Genomic DNA, 17,398 nt, shown 5'->3' with positions numbered 1-17,398 from the left:
CATTCCGCTTGGGAAGCGTAAATTGTCTATTGCGGCTATTTGCGCACATTATTCGTGCATCGACGAAAATGGCTCAAGGAATAAGCACGGTCGTTCCCGTTGTTTTGCGCGATTCCAGCTCGCGGTGAGCTGTAGCTGCCTCTTTCAATGGAAAGCTCTGCCCTACCTCAATGCGAATTACACCTTTTGCAACAAGCTCAAATAGCTCGCCCGATGCCTTCACAAGCGCTTCGCGCGCGGCCACATAAGTCACCAATGTTGGGCGGGACAAGAAGAGCGAACCCTTTCGTGCCAAAATACCAAGATCGAACGGCGGAACCGGACCAGAGGATTGTCCAAAACAGACCAGCATGCCCAAAGGACGCAGGCAATCGAGCGATCCATCAAACGTGTCCTTGCCGACAGAATCGTAAACAACGTCGACACCCTTGCCGCCCGTAAGTTCCCTTAACCGCTCGACGAAGTTTTCAGTCCGGTAATTGATTACATGGTCATAACCGTGCTCCAGCGCCAGCTTGACCTTTTCGTCGGAGCCAGCTGAGCCAATGACGGTTGCGCCAAGATGCTTTGCCCATTGACCTGCAATGAGACCGACGCCGCCAGCAGCAGCGTGGAATAGAATTGTATCGCCTTTCTTGACCGGAAAAGTCTGTCGCAGGAGATATTGCGCGGTCATTCCCTTGAGCATCATGGAGGCGGCCTGCTCAAATCCGATTGCATCCGGCAGTTTAACCAGCCGCGCCGCTGGGATCAGGCGTTCTTCGGCATAGGAGCCCATAGGGTCCGCATAGGCCACCCGGTCGCCCTGTTTGAAATCCTGCACATCTGCGCCAACGGCCAATACCGTCCCGGCACCCTCATTTCCCGGTACGAAAGGCAAGCCTTTGGGCGCTGGATAAAGACCGGTGCGAAAGTAAACATCAAGGAAATTCAGGCCGATGGCTTCATTACGCACGTGGACTTCACCCGGACCGGGCTCAGCAATCGAAACATCCTCATAGGTTAGAACTTCAGGTCCGCCTGTCTGATGAACTCGAATAGCTTTGATCATTATGCCTTCTCCGTACGTCCAAGATTTGGGAATGCCTGCATTACCGCACCGATGCAGAAGAGATAGATTCCTGTCGCTGAAATACCAACACGCACCCATAGCGGCGAATCCAAATGCTGATAAAGCGATAGTGCGCCGAGTGCGCACCAGACAAAGAATATTGCCAGATTAAGCGGTCGCAGTCTTTGTACGCGTACGGGATGCAGAAAATAGATCGGCAGGAACGAAACGATTGCGGCGGCCAGCACAATTGCGAATGCAACCCACTCGCCGGGCCGGACGATAAACAGTGTAAACACCACCATATTCCAGACAACGGGAAAGCCCTTGAAGAAGTTCTCTTTGGTCTTCATGCCTGTGTCGGCATAATAGATCGCGCTGGAGACCACAATTATCGCTGCTGCAAGGAATGACAGCCCCTCACCCATGAATCCGCGCTGATAGAGTGCGAAGGCGGGAATGAGCACATAGGTCATATAGTCAATAATGTTGTCGAGCAGTTCGCCCGACCAGTTAGGCAACACGTATTTTACATCGAGTTTTCGCGCGATTGGTCCATCGATACCGTCGACAAACAGCGCCAGTCCCAACCACCAGAACATGGCAGTCCAGCTTTCTTCACTGGCGGCAACTACCGAGAGAAAAGCAAGGAAAGAACCGGAAGCAGTGAGAAGATGGACGGAGAATGCTTTCGCCTGCGGTGCAGTAACCTTCTTGGGCTTTATGCTTTTTGGTAAAGTTGGTTTTTTCACAGTCCGCGCCAATCTGCTGCATGATAATTGTCCGCTCAGCATGTATCTTATACATACCGGGCATTTTGTGAGCAGCTTTTCTTGAAAATGGCCCAAAGTGCAAGCAAAGAAGCTTATATAAGCTGTTGAAAGCCATGAAATGGAGAAAACCATGACCGATACCAGAACCGATCCAATCGTCGTTGCCGGTGCAGGTCATGTTGGACTGATTGCAGCGCTTTCATTGGCGAAATCCGGCTACAACGTTATCAATCTGGGTGAATTGCCCGGCCGTAGCGACAAGCGGACGACTGCATTGATGATGCCTGCAATCCGTTTTCTGCAAAGCGTTGATCTTTGGCAGGATATCGAACCACATGCCGCGCCAATGACGACCATGCGCATTCTCGACGGTACAAGACGGCTTGTCAGAAGCCCCTCAGTCACATTTGAAGCCAGCGAGATCGGTGAGCCCGCCTTTGGCTACAACATACCGAATAGCACGCTTACTGCTGTTCTTGGCGATGCCCTGAAGAAATCAACGGCGCAACACAAAGCCGTATCAATCAGCAAATACAATCACGTTGGCGATACGATCAGGGTGGAAACGGTCGACGGTTCAAGTTTGACTGCCAGCATAATAATTGCGGCTGATGGACGATCTTCACTTGCTCGCGATGCTGCCGGAATAGCTGCCCGTACGTGGAGCTATAATCAAACCGCAGTGGTGTTGAGTTTCACGCATACGCGCGACCACCATGACACCTCAACCGAGTTTCACACGGAATATGGTCCATTTACCGTGGTGCCACTTCAGGGCCAGCGCTCAAGCCTTGTCTGGGTTACTACCCCGGAAATGGCAGCGGAACTACTCGCTATCGACCATGATGAATTGGCCAAGCGTGTCGAAGATCGCATGCAATCCATGCTTGGTGCCGTGGCGATAGAGGTAGCGCCGCAGAGCTGGCCACTATCAGGTCTTGTGCCTACTTCCTTTGCCAGGAACCGAATATTTCTGGCAGGTGAATCGGCTCACGTTTTTCCGCCTATCGGTGCGCAAGGCCTCAATCTCGGTATCCGCGATGTAGAGGCTTTGACTGAGACGCTGCCGGTAGATGGTGGCGACCCCGGCAGCCCGGATATCATTTCTGCTTATAACCGTAAGCGCAGCCCGGATATTTTGGCCCGTACTGGTGCTGTTGATGCGTTGAACCGCTCCCTGTTGTCAGATTTTCTTCCCGTACAGATGGTTCGTAGCGGAGCGCTGGAGCTGTTACGCGTCTTTTCGCCATTGCGCAGTTTTGTGATGCGCGAAGGTTTGCGTCCCGGAAGCGGCTTTCGTTTCTCCACCCGGAACGCAGGCCACCAATAATTATCCGATAACGAAATCGCTAAGCAGTTTCACGTTCAGCAAAGCAATGACGATTGCGATGAACATGGCAAAGGCTGAAAGCCAACGTGGTGAAACCAGTTCGCCCATTTTTGTCTTGCTGGCCGTGAATATGACCAAGGGAAACACGGCAAAGGACAATTGAAGACTGAGCACAACTTGCGTCAGGATCAATAATCTGGCCGTTCCTTCGTCGCCGAACCAGATTGTAACGATTGCTGCCGGTACGATTGCTATGCCTCGCGTAATCAACCTGCGCAACCACGGCGACAGCTTGATGTGGAGAAAACCTTCCATCACAATCTGCCCGGCCAGTGTTGCCGTCACCGTTGAATTGATACCACAACAGAGCAACGCAATACCGAACAATGTTGGCGCAAAAGCCCAGCCCAGCAATGGTGCGAGAAGCGAGTGGGCATCACCCAGTTCCGCAACCTCAGTCTGACCCGTTTTGTGAAATGTCGCCGCTGCAAGGATTAGAATTGAAGCATTGATCAGCAACGCAAACATCAGGGCTACAGTTGAGTCAATCGTTGCATATTTCAATGCCTGACGCTTTTCGGGCACGGTATGGCCATAGTCACGGGTCTGTATTATGCCTGAATGCAGATAGAGATTGTGCGGCATGACCGTCGCACCAAGAATTCCGAGAGCCAGATAGAGCATCTCCGGGTTGCGGACGATTTCAGTTGTCGGTGCAAAGCCCTTGATGACCTCGCCCCATACAGGGTCTGCCAGAAAAATCTGAATGCCGAAGCATACCGCAATAACACCCAGCAAGGTGATGACGAGAGCCTCAACCCAGCGAAACCCAAGCTTTTGCAGATAAAGAATAAGAAATACGTCGAGTGCAGTGATGAGAACACCAATCTCAAGCGGTATCCCAAATATCAGGTTCAAGCCAATAGCTGTCCCGATTACTTCAGCAATATCGGTGGCGATGATGGCGATTTCAGCGAGAAACCAAAGTATATAGGCCACCGGACGGGGAAACGCATCGCGGCACGCTTGTGCTAGGTCTCTTCCTGAACCAATCGCCAGACGGGCGCAAAGCGCTTGCAGGACAATCGCCATGATGTTCGAAACAAGCGCAACGACCAGCAATGTGTAACCGAACTTTGAGCCGCCAGCGAGCGAGGTTGCCCAATTACCCGGGTCCATATAGCCGACCGCAACGAGATAGCCCGGCCCGACAAATGCAGCAGCCCGCCGCCAACCGGGGCCGCGGGATTGAACAGCTATAGAGCGGTGAACATCCGACAACGAGGCCTCACCTCGCTTTCGCAGCCAACCTTCCGGCTCTGCGTCCACCTGCCTTAATTGATCCATGATGTTTTTATCCGCAATTGCAAATCATTTGCAATTATATACATTCTAAACTGCTGACTGCAAGTTACGGCAGCGAAAGCGCTGAACTTTTTATGGAATAAGTCCGTGTGTCATGGCGTAAAGCCAAAGCGTCAGGGTCAGAATGGAAAAAAGCGTGGTGGCGAGGATGCTGCTTGATGCCCGCTCCACCCAGACACCATATTGCTGCGCAATCACGAAGACGTTGGTAGCAGTTGGCAGTGCAGCCATGAGCATTGCTGTATAAACCCAAACCGGAGGGAAATCGCCGGCCAGACTCAATAAGCCATAAATCATGAGAGGCTGAACAAGCAGCTTTAGCGGCACAATGAGATAAAGCTCTTTTGGCACCCGCTTCAGTGGCCGCAATGCAAGAGTAGCGCCCATGGCAAACAGAGCACAGGGTGCAGCGGCAGCCGCCAGCAAATCAATCATCCTCGTCAGTGCCAATGGAGGCGTCAGTCCGCCAACAGCTGCTCCAACGCCTAAAATAGTAGCAATTATAAACGGATGGAAGAATATCTTCTTCAAAACACCGAGGACCAATTGCGACTTTGAACGCTTGTCATTCCCCGAGATCGCCATCATCAAAGGTGACATGACAAAGTGGAGAATGTTGTCGAAGCAGAAAATCAGCGCAACGGGCACCGCAGCCGGAGCGCCAAAGGCGAGTATCGCCAATGGTGGTCCCATATATCCGATATTGCCGTAGGCAGCGGCAAGACCTTGAATAGTGCTTTCATCGATCCTTCGGGTTCGCACCATTCCGACAAGGAACATAATCGCAAAAACGCAAAAAGTGGACGCAGTGCAACCAATAATGAATGCCCATTGCGTCAGTTCGGATACGGGCGTGCGTGACAATATCTGGAAAAACATGGCTGGCAGCGCCACATAAACAATGAAGGTGTTCATCCATCCCAGTGCTTCGAGCGGCTGCCGATTGATTCGTGCCACGAAAAAGCCGAGAAAAATCAGTCCAAAGAAGGGTAATACCAGATTGAAGACACTGAGCATGGTTGGCTTTTAATGTTGTGGCGGGCAAGAACCCATGATTTATGCTCGCGTGTTCTAGCAGAAACAGATAATTATAACGAATGAACACAATGACACAGATACGACATGCAAAATTTCAGATCGGCCAGGTGGTCAGCCATCGGATATTCGCGTTTCGCGGCCTGATTTTTGATGTCGATCCGGAATTCAACAATACGGAAGAGTGGTATCGCTCGATTCCCGAAGATATCCGCCCTCGCCGCGATCAACCATTCTACCATCTCTTTGCTGAAAATGCGGAGAGCGAGTACGTGGCTTATGTATCCGAGCAAAATCTGGTTGCTGATACAACCGGAGTACCGTTAAGGCACGCGCAGATTTCGGAAATGTTTGATAAATCCAAGGACGGCACTTATCGCGTCAAGAGTCCGCATATCAACTGACCGGCTCTTGAATAGCTGCGAACAAAAAAGGGACGCATATGCGTCCCTTTTTTCATTGCAAGGCTCTATTATTGAGGCGCTTTTGCTTTTTCCTGCTCAGCTTTCATCTTTTCTTCGAACTCTTTCTGACGCTTTTGCACTTCGTCCTGAAGTGTTTTCTGGCGCTCTTCAAGTTCATTCTGCTGAAGGCCGGGGCCGTCATAAGCCTGCGTGAAGCCAGTCAAAGCAACATTGATCGGGTTCGGCTTATTCTGGAAATTGACGGAAGTCAGTGTCAGCTGGTTACCTTTTTTGAAGGAAGCCAACAGCTCATCCGACAAGGCAACTTCGGAAATGCAACGATCCGGGAAGCAGATGGCATAATCGACCTTGACGGTCTTGGCATTGTTAACCTGCAGTCCGACGCCAGGGCCAATCAAACGGCCGGTAGGCACTGAAATCTGGAAAATCTTACGGTTTACCTTGCCTTTGATCTCAATGAGATTGACGGCTGTAAGAAGCTGGCCGCTATCTGCGGTCACGATGTTCTGCGTATTGCAGATATCGTTTTCTTCCTGCTTGGAGCATACCTTGAACCAACCCTGCGGCGCTCTCTGCTGCTGGGCTGATGCCGGCACTGCAGCGGCGGCGAGCAATGCAATGGCACCCGCGATAGATGTGGTTGCAGCGAAAACTTTAGGGCTGGACATGGTCAACTGGTTCCTTTCAGCGCACTTATCCGAAGTGTGACTTGATCACTTAAAATTGCTTGTCTGGCTTTTGAGTGCCAAATAAGGCAACAGAGTGACCCTTGTTATCGAACGCCGTGTTACACTGCAAGGCAGCGCAAATCCAGCCACCTTTTGCGCTAGTTATCAATTCAGACGTTGGTTTATGGCTCTTGCGCCGCATAATTGTCGTCAAATGATAGTTTGTGACACGAATCAGAATAAACCGCTCGACAGAGCGCAGACCAAAGGGCGTAGGGTCCAACGAATGATCAGACAAAGTTTCAAGGCGCTGGTGCTGGCTTTTGCGTATTTGGCAACAGTTGCTGCTGCGCCCGCCGAGCCCAGCTATGGTCTTGCGATGCGTGGCGAACCAGCCCTACCCGCAGATTATACTCATTTTCCCTACGCCAACCCTGACGCTCCCAAGGGTGGCTCTTTGACCTATGGTGTGGTTGGGACATTCGACAGCCTGAATTCTTTTCTTGTGAAAAGCCTGCGTACCACTGCCCGCGGTGTTTTCAACGACCCGCAATTTGGAAATCTGATCTACGAAACCCTGATGCAACGCAGTGCCGATGAGCCTTTTACGCTTTACGGACTTCTGGCGGAAAAAATTGAAACAAATGATGATCGCACATGGGTTGAATTCACCCTTAACCCGAAAGCAAAATGGTCGGATGGTGAACAGGTCACCACGGACGATGTAATCTTCACGTTCAATCTTCTCGCGGAAAAAGGCTTACCCCAATACAAGCAGCGTATGGACCGTATCGAAAAGATCGAGAAAGTCGGCGAGCGCGGTATCAGGTTCACCTTCAACGATCAGGCGGATCGTGAATTTCCTCTCGTACTCGGTCTTATGCCAGTCCTGCCTAAACATGCCATAGACCCCGTAAAATTCGACCAATCTCCCTTGCGCGTTCCAATCGGGAGCGGCCCCTACGTCGTGTCCAGTGTTCAACCCGGGCAGCGTATTATCTACAAACGCAATCCTGATTATTGGGCTGCCGATATACCAAGCAGGCGCGGCTTCAATAATTTCGATATGATCACGGTCGAATACTTCCGCAATGCACAAGCACAGTTTGAAGCCTTCAAGAAAGGTGTCTTCGACGTTTTCATGGAAGGTGATCCCAATAAATGGGCATCGTCGTACGATTTCCCCGCCTTCAAGGAAGGGCGCGTCGTTAAAGAAACATTCGAAACCAAATCACCCTCCAACATGTTCGGTTTTGTCTTCAATACAAGGCGGCCGAAGTTTGCGGATCGGGATGTGCGGGCCGCATTGGGAATAATGTTTGATTTCGAATGGACGAATCGAAACCTTTACGCGGACCGTTATGAACGTCTCGCGAGCTTCTGGCAGGGTTCGGAATTGTCGGCATTTGGTGTTCCTGCCAGCGCATCTGAACGGCAACTGCTGGCCGCCTATCCAGATGCCGTCGCGCCTGATGTGATGGATGGAACATACATTCCAGCAAAAACCGATGGATCTGGTCGTGACCGTAAGGAAATGAAGCGCGCTTTTGATATTCTCACAAGCAAGGGCTTTTCCATAAAAGATGAGGTGATGCTGGACCCGCAAGGCAAGCCCCTGACATTTGAGATCATGACCCGCTATGCAGCGGAAGAGCGTCTTGGCCTTGCCTATACGCGGACGCTTGAACGCTTGGGAATTGGCGTAACCATACGAACGGTAGATGATGCCCAATATCAGAAACGGCTCGAAACATTTGATTACGATGTGATTCTCGGCGCCTATTCCGGCTCACTCTCGCCCGGATTTGAACAGTTCAGGCGTTGGAGCAGCCAGTTCCGGGATATTGACGGCAGCTTCAATTATGCGGGAGTTGCGGATCCTGCGGTTGATGCGCTGATAGGCAAAATGCTTATTGCGCGCAAACAGGATGAATATGTAGATACGGTTCGCGCGCTTGATCGCGTGCTTATATCCGGCAATTACTTCGTACCGATCTATTTTCAGCCGGCACAATGGGTCGCACGCTGGAATTATATCAAGCACCCAGAGAAAACCTCTCTTATTGGCTACCAGTTTCCCACCTGGTGGTCAGACAAACGATAGGCCAGGAAGATGACCGAAAAGAAATTCATGATTGATGTTGTGTCTGACGTGGTTTGCCCTTGGTGCTTTCTCGGTAGAAAACGTCTCGAAAACGCGCTGACAATGAATCCCGACCTTGAGGTTACGGTAAACTGGCGGCCATTCCAGCTTGATCCGACCATTCCGCGGCAGGGCAAGGATCGAAATCGCTATATGCAGGACAAGTTCGGAAGTTCTGACAAGATATTCGAGATTCATCAACAGCTAGTCGAACTTGGCAAAGAGGAAGGCATCGAGTTTGACTTTGAGGCGATAGAGATCGCCCCGAATACGCTGGACGCACACCGGTTGATCCGTTGGGCCTCGCAAGCCAATCCTAATGTTCAAGACGAGGTTGTGGGCATTCTTTTCTCTTATTACTTCGAGCAGGGCAAGAACATTGGCGACCCTCAGATATTGCTGGAGGCTGCCGAAGAGGCCGGTATGGACGGTGCGATTGTCGCCAGCCTTTTACAGACAGATGCCGATACGGTTGGCGTTCAGCAAGAGATTGATACTGCCAATCAGGTCGGTGTACGCGGTGTCCCTTGCTTCATCCTTGACCAGAAGTATGCGGTGATGGGCGCCCAATCTGCCGATGCTCTGGCAGATGCTATCCGCCAGACCGCCGATGGCTACGAACCGCGCCCTGTCTGATCAGGACGCTTCCGCCAGTTTCGCGAGCTGTGTCATGACTACTGCTGCTCCGTTCAGTCGCTTCTCTGCTGTAGGCCAGTCACGCACAAACACGATGCTCTGGTCGGGACGAATCTTGGCCATCGAGCCTTGCTCGCCGATCATCTTGACCAATGCAGCCGGATTATTGAACGTCTTGTTGCGGAACTGAATAACCACGCCCTTTGGACCCGCATCGACTTTCTCAACATTTGCACGGCGGCAGAGCGCCTTGATGTAGACGATCTTCAGCAGGTGCTGGACTTCTTCTGGCAGGGGCCCAAATCTGTCGATCATTTCAGCACCGAACCCATCGATCTCCTGCAATTCTTCCAAGTCGGCAAGACGGCGATAAAGTCCAAGTCGTAGCTGCAGGTCAGGAACATAGGTTTCTGGGATCATGACAGCTGTTCCAACAGCGATTTGCGGTGACCAGTGACCGTCTTCAACTTCTCCGGTACCCTTGATTTCAGCCACGGCTTCTTCAAGCATTTGCTGGTAAAGCTCAAAACCGACTTCGCGAATATGGCCTGATTGCTCTTCGCCCAGCAGATTACCTGCGCCGCGAATGTCCATATCGTGGCTGGCCAGCTGGAAACCTGCACCGAGAGTGTCGAGCGATTGCAGCACTTTCAGCCTGCGATCTGCCATCTGTGTCAGCACCTTGTTGGCAGGAAGCGTAAACAACGCATAGGCACGCTGTTTTGATCGCCCTACGCGGCCGCGCAACTGATAGAGTTGGGACAAGCCAAACATATCGGCGCGGTGAATGATCAACGTATTGGCGGTTGGAATATCAAGGCCGGATTCAACAATCGTGGTTGAAAGCAGCACGTCATACTGACCATCGTAAAACGCATTCATAATGTCATCAAGTTCACCCGGCGCCATCTGGCCATGCGCCACAGCTACTTTGAGTTCTGGCACCTGTGCATCAAGAAATTCCTTGATTTCATTCAGGTCCGAAATGCGCGGGCAAACGTAAAAACTCTGGCCGCCACGATAGCGTTCGCGCAGCAAGGTCTCGCGGATGACAAGCGGATCGAAAGGCGAAACGAATGTGCGCACGGCCATACGATCCACGGGTGGCGTCGTAATAAGCGAAAGTTCCCTAACGCCAGTCAATGCCAGTTGCAGCGTGCGGGGAATTGGCGTTGCCGACAAGGTCAGCACATGCACATCCGACTTCAGTTCTTTTAGCCGTTCTTTATGCTTTACCCCGAAATGCTGCTCTTCATCGATAATCAACAATCCCAGGTTCTTGAACTTGATGCCCTGCCCCAGTAGCGCATGTGTGCCCACGGCAATGTCAACCTGACCTTCAGCAATGCCCTTTTTATTGTCTGCAAGCTCTTTTGAGCCAACAAGCCGGGAAGCTTGGGCCACATTGACCGGCAATCCTTGAAACCGCGATGTGAACGTTTTGAAGTGCTGTCGAGACAACAATGTCGTAGGCACCACCACGGCAACCTGAACACCATTCAGAGCCGCCACGAAGGCGGCGCGCAAGGCCACCTCGGTTTTGCCAAACCCAACGTCGCCGCAAATCAGGCGATCCATTGGCTTACCGAGTGACAAATCATCGATGACCGCATCGATAGCCCGATCCTGATCTTCCGTTTCATCATAAGGGAAACGGGCTGCAAACTCACCGTACAGCCCATCAGGCGGCAGCAATACTGGTGCGCCGCGCATCTGGCGCTCCGCCGCAATACGTATCAGATGTCCTGCAATATCAAGCAGACGCTTCTTCAGCTTGGCTTTGCGGGCCTGCCAAGCGCCGCCGCCGAGCTTATCCAGAATAGCCGTTGAGGTTTCCGAACCAAATCGAGACAGAAGTTCGATATTTTCTACGGGCAGGAAAAGCCGGTCATCACCCGCATAATGCAGTTCGAGACAATCATGAGGCGCGCCGGCAGCTGTGATTGTACGCAGGCCGATGAATCGACCAATCCCGTGATCGACGTGAACAACGATGTCTCCGGCATTCAGCGCGGCAACTTCGCTGATAAAATCCCGATCCCGCTTGCGCCGCTTGGAATGACGAATGAGACGGTCACCCAATATATCCTGTTCAGCAACAACAACGAGTTCGCCCGCGTCAAAGCCGGTTTCAAGTGAAAGAACGCCTGCCGTCACCTTATCGCGTGCAAGCGCTTTTACAGTACGCAGGTCTTCGACCAATTCGATCTTTTCAAGCCCGTGCTCGCTCAGAACCTGCACAAGCCTGTCTCGCGTTCCCTCGCTCCATGCCGCCAGAAGTACTTTCTTGCCTGCTGCACGTTCATCCGAAATATGCTTGACCACGCTGTCGAACACATTGGCATCTTTAGCTGTGCGTTCTTCAACGAATGTGCGTCCACGATGTGCACCAGCATGGATCGTCGAGCGCCCTGTAACAAACGGCGCATCAAATGGGGTGAAATCGATCCGCATTCCGGATGAAAGCGCAGCAGCATCGACCTGACCAGGTGTCAGATAGAGCGAACCCGGCTCTACAGGCTTGTAAGGAATTGTATCACCGGGTTCCTTGCCGTCAGATTGGCGCTTGCGCGCCTCATAGTGATCCAGCACCATTTTGTGGCGCTCAGCCATGGATTCATGTGCCAGATGATCGAAGACAATAGGCATATCGCCTGCGTGGTCGAACAGCGTTTCAAGATTGTCGTAAAATAGCGGTAACCAATGTTCCATGCCGGCAAAGCGGCGGCCCTCGGAAATAGACTGGTAAAGCGCATCGTCACGGGACGGTGCACCGAACTTCAAAACATATTGTGTGCGGAAATGACTGATGATCTCGGGCGATAGCGTTATCTCGCTCATCGGCTGCATCGAGAACTCTGTTTTCTGGCTCGACGTTCGCTGTGATGCCGGATCAAAAGTCCGTATTGTCTCCAACGTGTCGCCAAAGAAGTCCAGACGGAGAGGTTCTTCAGCGCCCGGGGCAAACAAATCCAGTATGCCGCCGCGCACGGCGTATTCACCTACGTCACGAACCGTTGGAACGCGCTCAAACCCATTGCTTTCAAGGCGTTGAACTAGAGAGTTCATATCGATTCTATTGCCCGGCTTGGCAAGAAAGAGCTGTTGGCTAAGAATTTTACGCGGTGGCAGTTTCTGCAAAACCGAATTTGCCGTGGCAAGGATGACGCCCGGATGTTTTCCATCACGCATGGCTGCAAGTCCAGCCAATGCGCTCAGTCGGCGAGCGGACGTATCAGCGCCTGGGGAAACGCGGTCATAGGGAAGGCAGTCCCAGGCGGGAAGTTGCAACACCGGCAATTCCGGTGAAACAAAACTCAATACCTGTTCGATATCTGCAATGCGCTGGCCGTCGCGTGCAATGAACAGCACAGGACCACCTGCCCCGGCTTCTGCAACGACTTTAGCCAGAGCAAAAGCCTCGTAACCATCAACAACACCGTCAACGACAATGTGTCCACGTGCATCCGGTCTCAATCCGAGTTTGGTAAAAGCGGTCATTTTCGATGTCAGGATTTCATTTCATGGCCATGCGACGGCAGGACCTTAGTATTTCAGATTATGGCGGGAGGCGACAACCTTGTGAAAGATTGGCGTGTCGAATTCGGCGGGAACCTCTGCTTCTCCTGTGACCCATTTCAGCAGATCACGGTCGAGTGCCTCCATCAACGACTCATATTGGTCAAGTTCTTCATCAGACAAGGTATCGATATGAGCGTCCGCAAATTGACCGAGAATCAGGTCCATCTCACGCATACCGCGATGCCAGCAGCGGAAAAGTATTCGCCTCTGTCTTGGCGGCAAGTCGGCGGTTGTGCGACTGCTTCCACTCATGCGCGTGCTCCGTTTGTAAAATTCATGATACCCGGCCAATCAATGCGGCTGGGTATAGCCTGCCTTGTGGCATCTGTCAGCCTTGCAACGCAAATCGAACACGTTAAACGTTACATATGCGTCCTTCCTTGCTCGATCCGCTATTTGCTTCTGTTCGTTCGCTTTCGGGTATAGGTCCGAAGGTATCCGGGCTTTTGAGTACTTTACTCGGGACGCAGCCACCCGGTGCCGAACCACGCGTCGGCAATTTGGTCTATCTGCCCCCATACAGTGTTATTGATCGACGTAATCGCCCAGGAATTGCTTATGCTCCCGAAGGTGCGATCGTCACTCTTGAGGTGCGTATCGACCGCCATCAGCCTGCACCTAGTGGGCGCAGCAATGTTCCTCATCGTGTCTACGCTCACGATGATACCGGTGAAATCGGCCTGACATTTTTTCATGCAAAGCAGGCTTGGTTGGAAAAAGTCATGCCCGTGGGTGAGACCGTAATAGTATCCGGCACGATGGAGTGGTTCAACGGAAGGCCGTCAATGGTTCACCCGGACCATATTGCGAGTATTGAGGATGCAGCTTCGCTTCCATTGGTCGAGCCGGTTTATCCTCTCACAGCCGGACTATCGCCAAAAGTGCTCGCACGTGGTGTTCAAGAGGCTCTCGGCAAAACACCGGATATGCCTGAATGGATTGATCCGCCAGTTCTTGAGAAATACCACCTGCCCTCACATCGGCAGGCTTTGCAAACCCTGCATAATCCGCAAGACCCAAGCGATATTGCGCTTGATCATCCAGCAAGGCAGCGATTGGCCTATGATGAATTTCTTGCCGGTCAATTGGCGCTTGCCTTGGTTCGTATGAAAACTCGCCGACTTTCCGGTCGGAAGCTCGAGGGCGATGGTCATCTCAAAGCAAAAATCATAGCTGCGTTACCCTATTCTCTGACAAATAGTCAGCAACAGGCAGTCAAGGAAATCATCGCTGACCTGCGTGAGCCAGACAGGATGCTGCGGCTTTTGCAGGGGGACGTCGGTTCCGGCAAAACCATCGTTGGACTGCTTGCCATGACCCACGCGGCAGAGGCTGGTGGCCAGTCAGCATTGATGGTGCCGACAGAAGTGCTGGCCCGCCAGCATTTTGCAACGATAGCACCATTGGCTCAGAAGGCCGGCCTGCGAGTAGCATTGCTGACTGGCCGCGAAAAAGGACGGGAACGCGAGGACATTCTTGAAGGACTGAGAAGCGGCACGATCCATATCGTTGTTGGGACACATGCGCTTTTTCAGGAAAAGGTGAATTATCGCGATCTGGTTTTGGTCATTGTCGATGAGCAGCACCGGTTTGGTGTCCATCAGCGTTTGCTTTTGACGTCAAAGGGTACGGCACCAGATATGCTGGTCATGACGGCGACACCTATTCCACGAACGCTGGTACTCACGGCATTCGGCGATATGGATGTATCAAAGCTGACAGAAAAGCCTGCTGGCAGACGCCCGATTACAACAGCAATTCTGCCTATGGAGCGGCTCAGCGAGCTTGTCGATCGTATGCGTACGGCGATCAATGAGGGCCAGAAAATCTATTGGATTTGCCCTTTGGTGGAAGAATCCGAACTGGTTGATCTTGTCTCAGCGGAAGAACGTTTCCAATCGCTGCAACCATTACTTGGCAATCGGATCGGTCTTGTTCACGGGCGAATGAGTGGCGTGGAAAAAGACGCAGCCATGGCCGCTTTCAAGAGTGGCGAAACACGGTTGCTCGTAGCTACCACTGTCATCGAAGTCGGCGTCGATGTTCCGGATGCAACGATCATCGTTATTGAGCATGCCGAACGCTTTGGTCTCGCACAGTTGCATCAATTGCGTGGACGCGTTGGTCGCGGTGATAAGCCCTCTACCTGCCTGCTGATTTATAAAGGTCCTCTTGGCGAGGTGGCGCAAGCCCGGCTAAAGATCATGCGGGAAACCGAAGATGGCTTCCGCATCGCGGAAGAAGATCTGAAGCTGCGCGGTGAAGGTGAACTTCTTGGCACGCGTCAATCCGGTACTCCGGGCTTCCGGCTTGCAAATCTCGAAGCGCATCAGGAATTTCTTGAAGTCGCTCGCAAGGATGCACGCTATATTCTGACGCGCGATCCCGAATTGCAGAGCGCGCGCGGCGAGGCCCTGCGCGTTCTGCTTTATTTGTTTGAGCGCGATGAAGCTGTCAGGCTGCTTCGCGCTGGCTGATTATTCCACAGTCACCGATTTCGCTAGGTTGCGCGGCTGATCAACATCAGTCCCCATGAAGACGGCAGTATAATAGGCTAGCATCTGGATCGGCAGGGTATAGATGATCGGCGTAATAACTTCCGGCATGTCCGGCAATACAATCGTGTGCCATGTTTTCAAGCTGTTGGCGGCTGCACCTTTTTCGTCCGTAATCAGGATGATCTTGCCGCCACGAGCGGCCGCTTCCTGCATGTTTGAAATGGTTTTCTCGAACCAGCGATCATGCGGAGCGATAACGATAACGGGCATTGATTCATCGATAAGAGCGATTGGCCCATGCTTCAATTCACCGGCGGCATAACCTTCAGCATGAATGTAGGAAATTTCCTTGAGCTTGAGCGCGCCTTCAAGTGCGAGGGGGTAATTTGTGCCACGGCCAAGGTAAAGTACGTGCTTGACCTGACTTAATTCGCGGCTGATTGTTTCTATCTGCCCTTCCAGCTTCAGCGCCTGCGTGGCATAGCGCGGAATTTCTGAAAGCTCGCGTACGAGTTGGCGCTCTTCCTGTTCGGTTATTGTGCCGCGCATTTTGCCAGCAGCGACAGCCAAAGATGCGAGCACAGAAAGCTGGCATGTGAAAGCCTTGGTCGAGGCTACACCTACTTCGGGACCGGCAAGGGTCGGGAATATGGTGTTGGACTCGCGAGCCATCGTCGATTCTTTGACGTTGACGATGGTGCCCACTGTCAGACCCTGTTCTTTGCAGTAGCGCAACGAGGCAAGAGTATCGGCTGTTTCGCCGGACTGTGAGACAAACAAGGCAAGACTGTCTTTCGACAGAGGCATTTCACGATAACGGAACTCGGATGCTACATCGATATCTACAGGTAGTCTTGCAATGCGTTCAAACCAGTATTTGCCGACAAGGCCGGCATAGAAGGCTGTGCCGCAAGCTGAAGCCGCAATTCGGTCAACCTTGGTGAAATCAATCGGCGCAGCATCGGCGCGAATGGTGCCTTTGGAGAAATCCAGATAATTCGCCAAAGTATGCGAAATGACCTCTGGCTGCTCATGGATTTCCTTTTCCATGAAATGCCGATGATTGCCCTTGCTTACCAGAAAAGCCGAACCGGCGGATTTCTGCACAGCTCGGTGTACCGTTGCACCAGACTCGTCGTAGATCGTCACGCCGTCGCGTGTCAAAACAGCCCAATCACCATCCTCAAGATAGGATAAATTGTCCGTAAAGGGGGCGAGTGCAATGGCGTCGGAACCAAGATACATCTCACCTTTGCCATAGCCTACGGCTAGCGGCGGGCCATTGCGGGCAGCGATCAGCAAATCTTCTTCGCCCTTGAACATGATTGCGATGGCAAATGCCCCGCGTAGTAGTGGCAAAGATTCGCGAACAGCCTCAACTGGAGCAAGTCCCCGATCCAGCGCGCGCGTTACCAGATGGGCGACCGTTTCGGTGTCGGTTTCTGTCTCGAAAATATAGCCATCAGCCTCCAGCATGGTGCGAAGCTCGGCAAAGTTTTCGATGATACCATTATGTATGACAGCAAGGCGCGGCGTTGTGTGCGGATGAGCATTGCGGACGATGGGGGCGCCATGCGTAGCCCAACGCGTGTGGCCAATCCCTATCGTTCCACCTAAAGGGTTTTCTTTCAGCAGGTTGTCTAGATTGACAAGTTTGCCTTCTGCCCGCCTGCGATCAAGTTGACCGTTTTCCAGCGTTGCAACGCCAGCAGAGTCATAACCGCGATATTCAAGCCGCTTGAGCGCATCGACCAGAAGGGGTGCCACTTGTTCCCGTCCGATGATTCCTACGATTCCGCACATATAAAACTCCGATGCCCCAATTTTCGCCGCCTCTGCCTAGGGCGAAACTGCCGTGACAGAAAGTCAAGTTTCGTTACTCAATCTTGCAT

The 17,398-nt window shown here is 52.3% G+C and carries 13 protein-coding genes; 5 read left to right on the top strand and 8 right to left on the bottom strand.

Going from position 1 to position 17,398, the window contains the following annotated elements; all coding sequences use genetic code 11:
- Window positions 1-73 precede the first annotated feature (73 nt).
- Window positions 74-1,051, bottom strand: coding sequence for a quinone oxidoreductase (locus tag ABKW30_RS17365; protein WP_348600162.1), 978 nt, complete (start codon window positions 1,049-1,051; stop codon window positions 74-76).
- Window positions 1,051-1,803, bottom strand: a complete 753-nt coding sequence (gene pcsA, locus ABKW30_RS17360; RefSeq protein ID WP_348600161.1) for a phosphatidylcholine synthase — start codon at window positions 1,801-1,803, stop codon at window positions 1,051-1,053. The genes ABKW30_RS17365 and pcsA overlap by 1 nt, the downstream gene beginning before the upstream one ends.
- 151 nt (window positions 1,804-1,954) lie before the next feature.
- Between pcsA and ABKW30_RS17355 the strand changes: the two genes are divergently transcribed.
- Window positions 1,955-3,154 carry a UbiH/UbiF family hydroxylase gene (locus ABKW30_RS17355; protein WP_348600160.1) on the top strand — a complete coding sequence of 400 codons (1,200 nt, stop codon included), beginning with the start codon at window positions 1,955-1,957 and terminating at the stop codon, window positions 3,152-3,154.
- On the opposite strand, the gene ABKW30_RS17350 is transcribed toward ABKW30_RS17355, so the two are convergent.
- Together ABKW30_RS17350 and ABKW30_RS17345 are read right to left on the bottom strand one after the other, a co-directional pair.
- Window positions 3,155-4,501, bottom strand: a complete 1,347-nt coding sequence (locus ABKW30_RS17350; RefSeq protein WP_348600159.1) for an Nramp family divalent metal transporter — start codon at window positions 4,499-4,501, stop codon at window positions 3,155-3,157. It abuts the gene before it with no gap.
- A 90-nt stretch (window positions 4,502-4,591) separates the two neighbouring features.
- Window positions 4,592-5,536, bottom strand: a complete 945-nt coding sequence (locus ABKW30_RS17345) for an AEC family transporter (RefSeq protein WP_348600158.1) — start codon at window positions 5,534-5,536, stop codon at window positions 4,592-4,594.
- Between the two features lie 89 nt (window positions 5,537-5,625).
- On the opposite strand from ABKW30_RS17345, the gene hspQ reads away from it, so the two are divergent.
- Window positions 5,626-5,958, top strand: coding sequence for a heat shock protein HspQ (hspQ, locus tag ABKW30_RS17340; RefSeq protein ID WP_348600157.1), 333 nt, complete (start codon window positions 5,626-5,628; stop codon window positions 5,956-5,958).
- A 68-nt stretch (window positions 5,959-6,026) separates the two neighbouring features.
- Here the strand turns inward: hspQ and ABKW30_RS17335 are convergent, their stop codons facing one another.
- Window positions 6,027-6,647, bottom strand: coding sequence for an invasion associated locus B family protein (locus ABKW30_RS17335; protein WP_348600156.1), 621 nt, complete (start codon window positions 6,645-6,647; stop codon window positions 6,027-6,029).
- Window positions 6,648-7,026: 379 nt separating this feature from the next.
- Between ABKW30_RS17335 and ABKW30_RS17330 the strand changes: the two genes are divergently transcribed.
- Both ABKW30_RS17330 and ABKW30_RS17325 read left to right on the top strand, forming a co-directional pair.
- Window positions 7,027-8,751 carry an extracellular solute-binding protein gene (locus ABKW30_RS17330; RefSeq protein ID WP_348600428.1) on the top strand — a complete coding sequence of 575 codons (1,725 nt, stop codon included), beginning with the start codon at window positions 7,027-7,029 and terminating at the stop codon, window positions 8,749-8,751.
- Window positions 8,752-8,760: 9 nt separating this feature from the next.
- Complete coding sequence (locus tag ABKW30_RS17325) at window positions 8,761-9,426, top strand: DsbA family oxidoreductase (protein WP_348600155.1); 666 nt, start codon at window positions 8,761-8,763, stop codon at window positions 9,424-9,426.
- On the opposite strand, the gene mfd is transcribed toward ABKW30_RS17325, so the two are convergent.
- Complete coding sequence (mfd, locus tag ABKW30_RS17320) at window positions 9,427-12,927, bottom strand: transcription-repair coupling factor (protein WP_348600154.1); 3,501 nt, start codon at window positions 12,925-12,927, stop codon at window positions 9,427-9,429.
- Window positions 12,928-12,972: 45 nt separating this feature from the next.
- Window positions 12,973-13,260 (bottom strand): succinate dehydrogenase assembly factor 2, encoded by a 288-nt coding sequence (locus ABKW30_RS17315; RefSeq protein ID WP_348600153.1) that lies wholly within the window; start codon window positions 13,258-13,260, stop codon window positions 12,973-12,975.
- Window positions 13,261-13,376: 116 nt separating this feature from the next.
- On the opposite strand from ABKW30_RS17315, the gene recG reads away from it, so the two are divergent.
- Complete coding sequence (gene recG / locus ABKW30_RS17310; protein ID WP_348600152.1) at window positions 13,377-15,485, top strand: ATP-dependent DNA helicase RecG; 2,109 nt, start codon at window positions 13,377-13,379, stop codon at window positions 15,483-15,485.
- On the opposite strand, the gene glmS is transcribed toward recG, so the two are convergent.
- On the bottom strand, window positions 15,486-17,309 hold the full coding sequence (glmS, locus tag ABKW30_RS17305) for a glutamine--fructose-6-phosphate transaminase (isomerizing) (RefSeq protein WP_348600151.1): 1,824 nt from the start codon (window positions 17,307-17,309) through the stop codon (window positions 15,486-15,488).
- Window positions 17,310-17,398 lie beyond the last annotated feature (89 nt).

This window comes from Phyllobacterium sp. SB3 (assembly GCF_040009165.1).
In the GTDB taxonomy this organism is placed as follows: Bacteria; Pseudomonadota; Alphaproteobacteria; order Rhizobiales; family Rhizobiaceae; genus Phyllobacterium.
The sequence above is the reverse complement of the archived record's forward strand: the minus strand, read 5'-3'. Positions and strand labels throughout refer to the sequence as shown.

What these genes read in the sequence shown, in the direction of transcription:
- ABKW30_RS17365 (WP_348600162.1), bottom strand. Translation starts at nt 1,051, where the DNA reads ATGATCAAAGCTATTCGAGTTCATCAGACAGGCGGACCTGAAGTTCTA.
- ABKW30_RS17345 (WP_348600158.1), bottom strand. Translation starts at nt 5,536, where the DNA reads ATGCTCAGTGTCTTCAATCTGGTATTACCCTTCTTTGGACTGATTTTT.
- ABKW30_RS17315 (WP_348600153.1), bottom strand. Translation starts at nt 13,260, where the DNA reads ATGAGTGGAAGCAGTCGCACAACCGCCGACTTGCCGCCAAGACAGAGG.
- ABKW30_RS17330 (WP_348600428.1), top strand. Translation starts at nt 7,027, where the DNA reads ATGCGTGGCGAACCAGCCCTACCCGCAGATTATACTCATTTTCCCTAC.
- mfd (WP_348600154.1), bottom strand. Translation starts at nt 12,927, where the DNA reads ATGACCGCTTTTACCAAACTCGGATTGAGACCGGATGCACGTGGACAC.
- ABKW30_RS17355 (WP_348600160.1), top strand. Translation starts at nt 1,955, where the DNA reads ATGACCGATACCAGAACCGATCCAATCGTCGTTGCCGGTGCAGGTCAT.
- ABKW30_RS17350 (WP_348600159.1), bottom strand. Translation starts at nt 4,501, where the DNA reads ATGGATCAATTAAGGCAGGTGGACGCAGAGCCGGAAGGTTGGCTGCGA.
- glmS (WP_348600151.1), bottom strand. Translation starts at nt 17,309, where the DNA reads ATGTGCGGAATCGTAGGAATCATCGGACGGGAACAAGTGGCACCCCTT.
- hspQ (WP_348600157.1), top strand. Translation starts at nt 5,626, where the DNA reads ATGACACAGATACGACATGCAAAATTTCAGATCGGCCAGGTGGTCAGC.
- ABKW30_RS17325 (WP_348600155.1), top strand. Translation starts at nt 8,761, where the DNA reads ATGACCGAAAAGAAATTCATGATTGATGTTGTGTCTGACGTGGTTTGC.
- recG (WP_348600152.1), top strand. Translation starts at nt 13,377, where the DNA reads ATGCGTCCTTCCTTGCTCGATCCGCTATTTGCTTCTGTTCGTTCGCTT.
- ABKW30_RS17335 (WP_348600156.1), bottom strand. Translation starts at nt 6,647, where the DNA reads ATGTCCAGCCCTAAAGTTTTCGCTGCAACCACATCTATCGCGGGTGCC.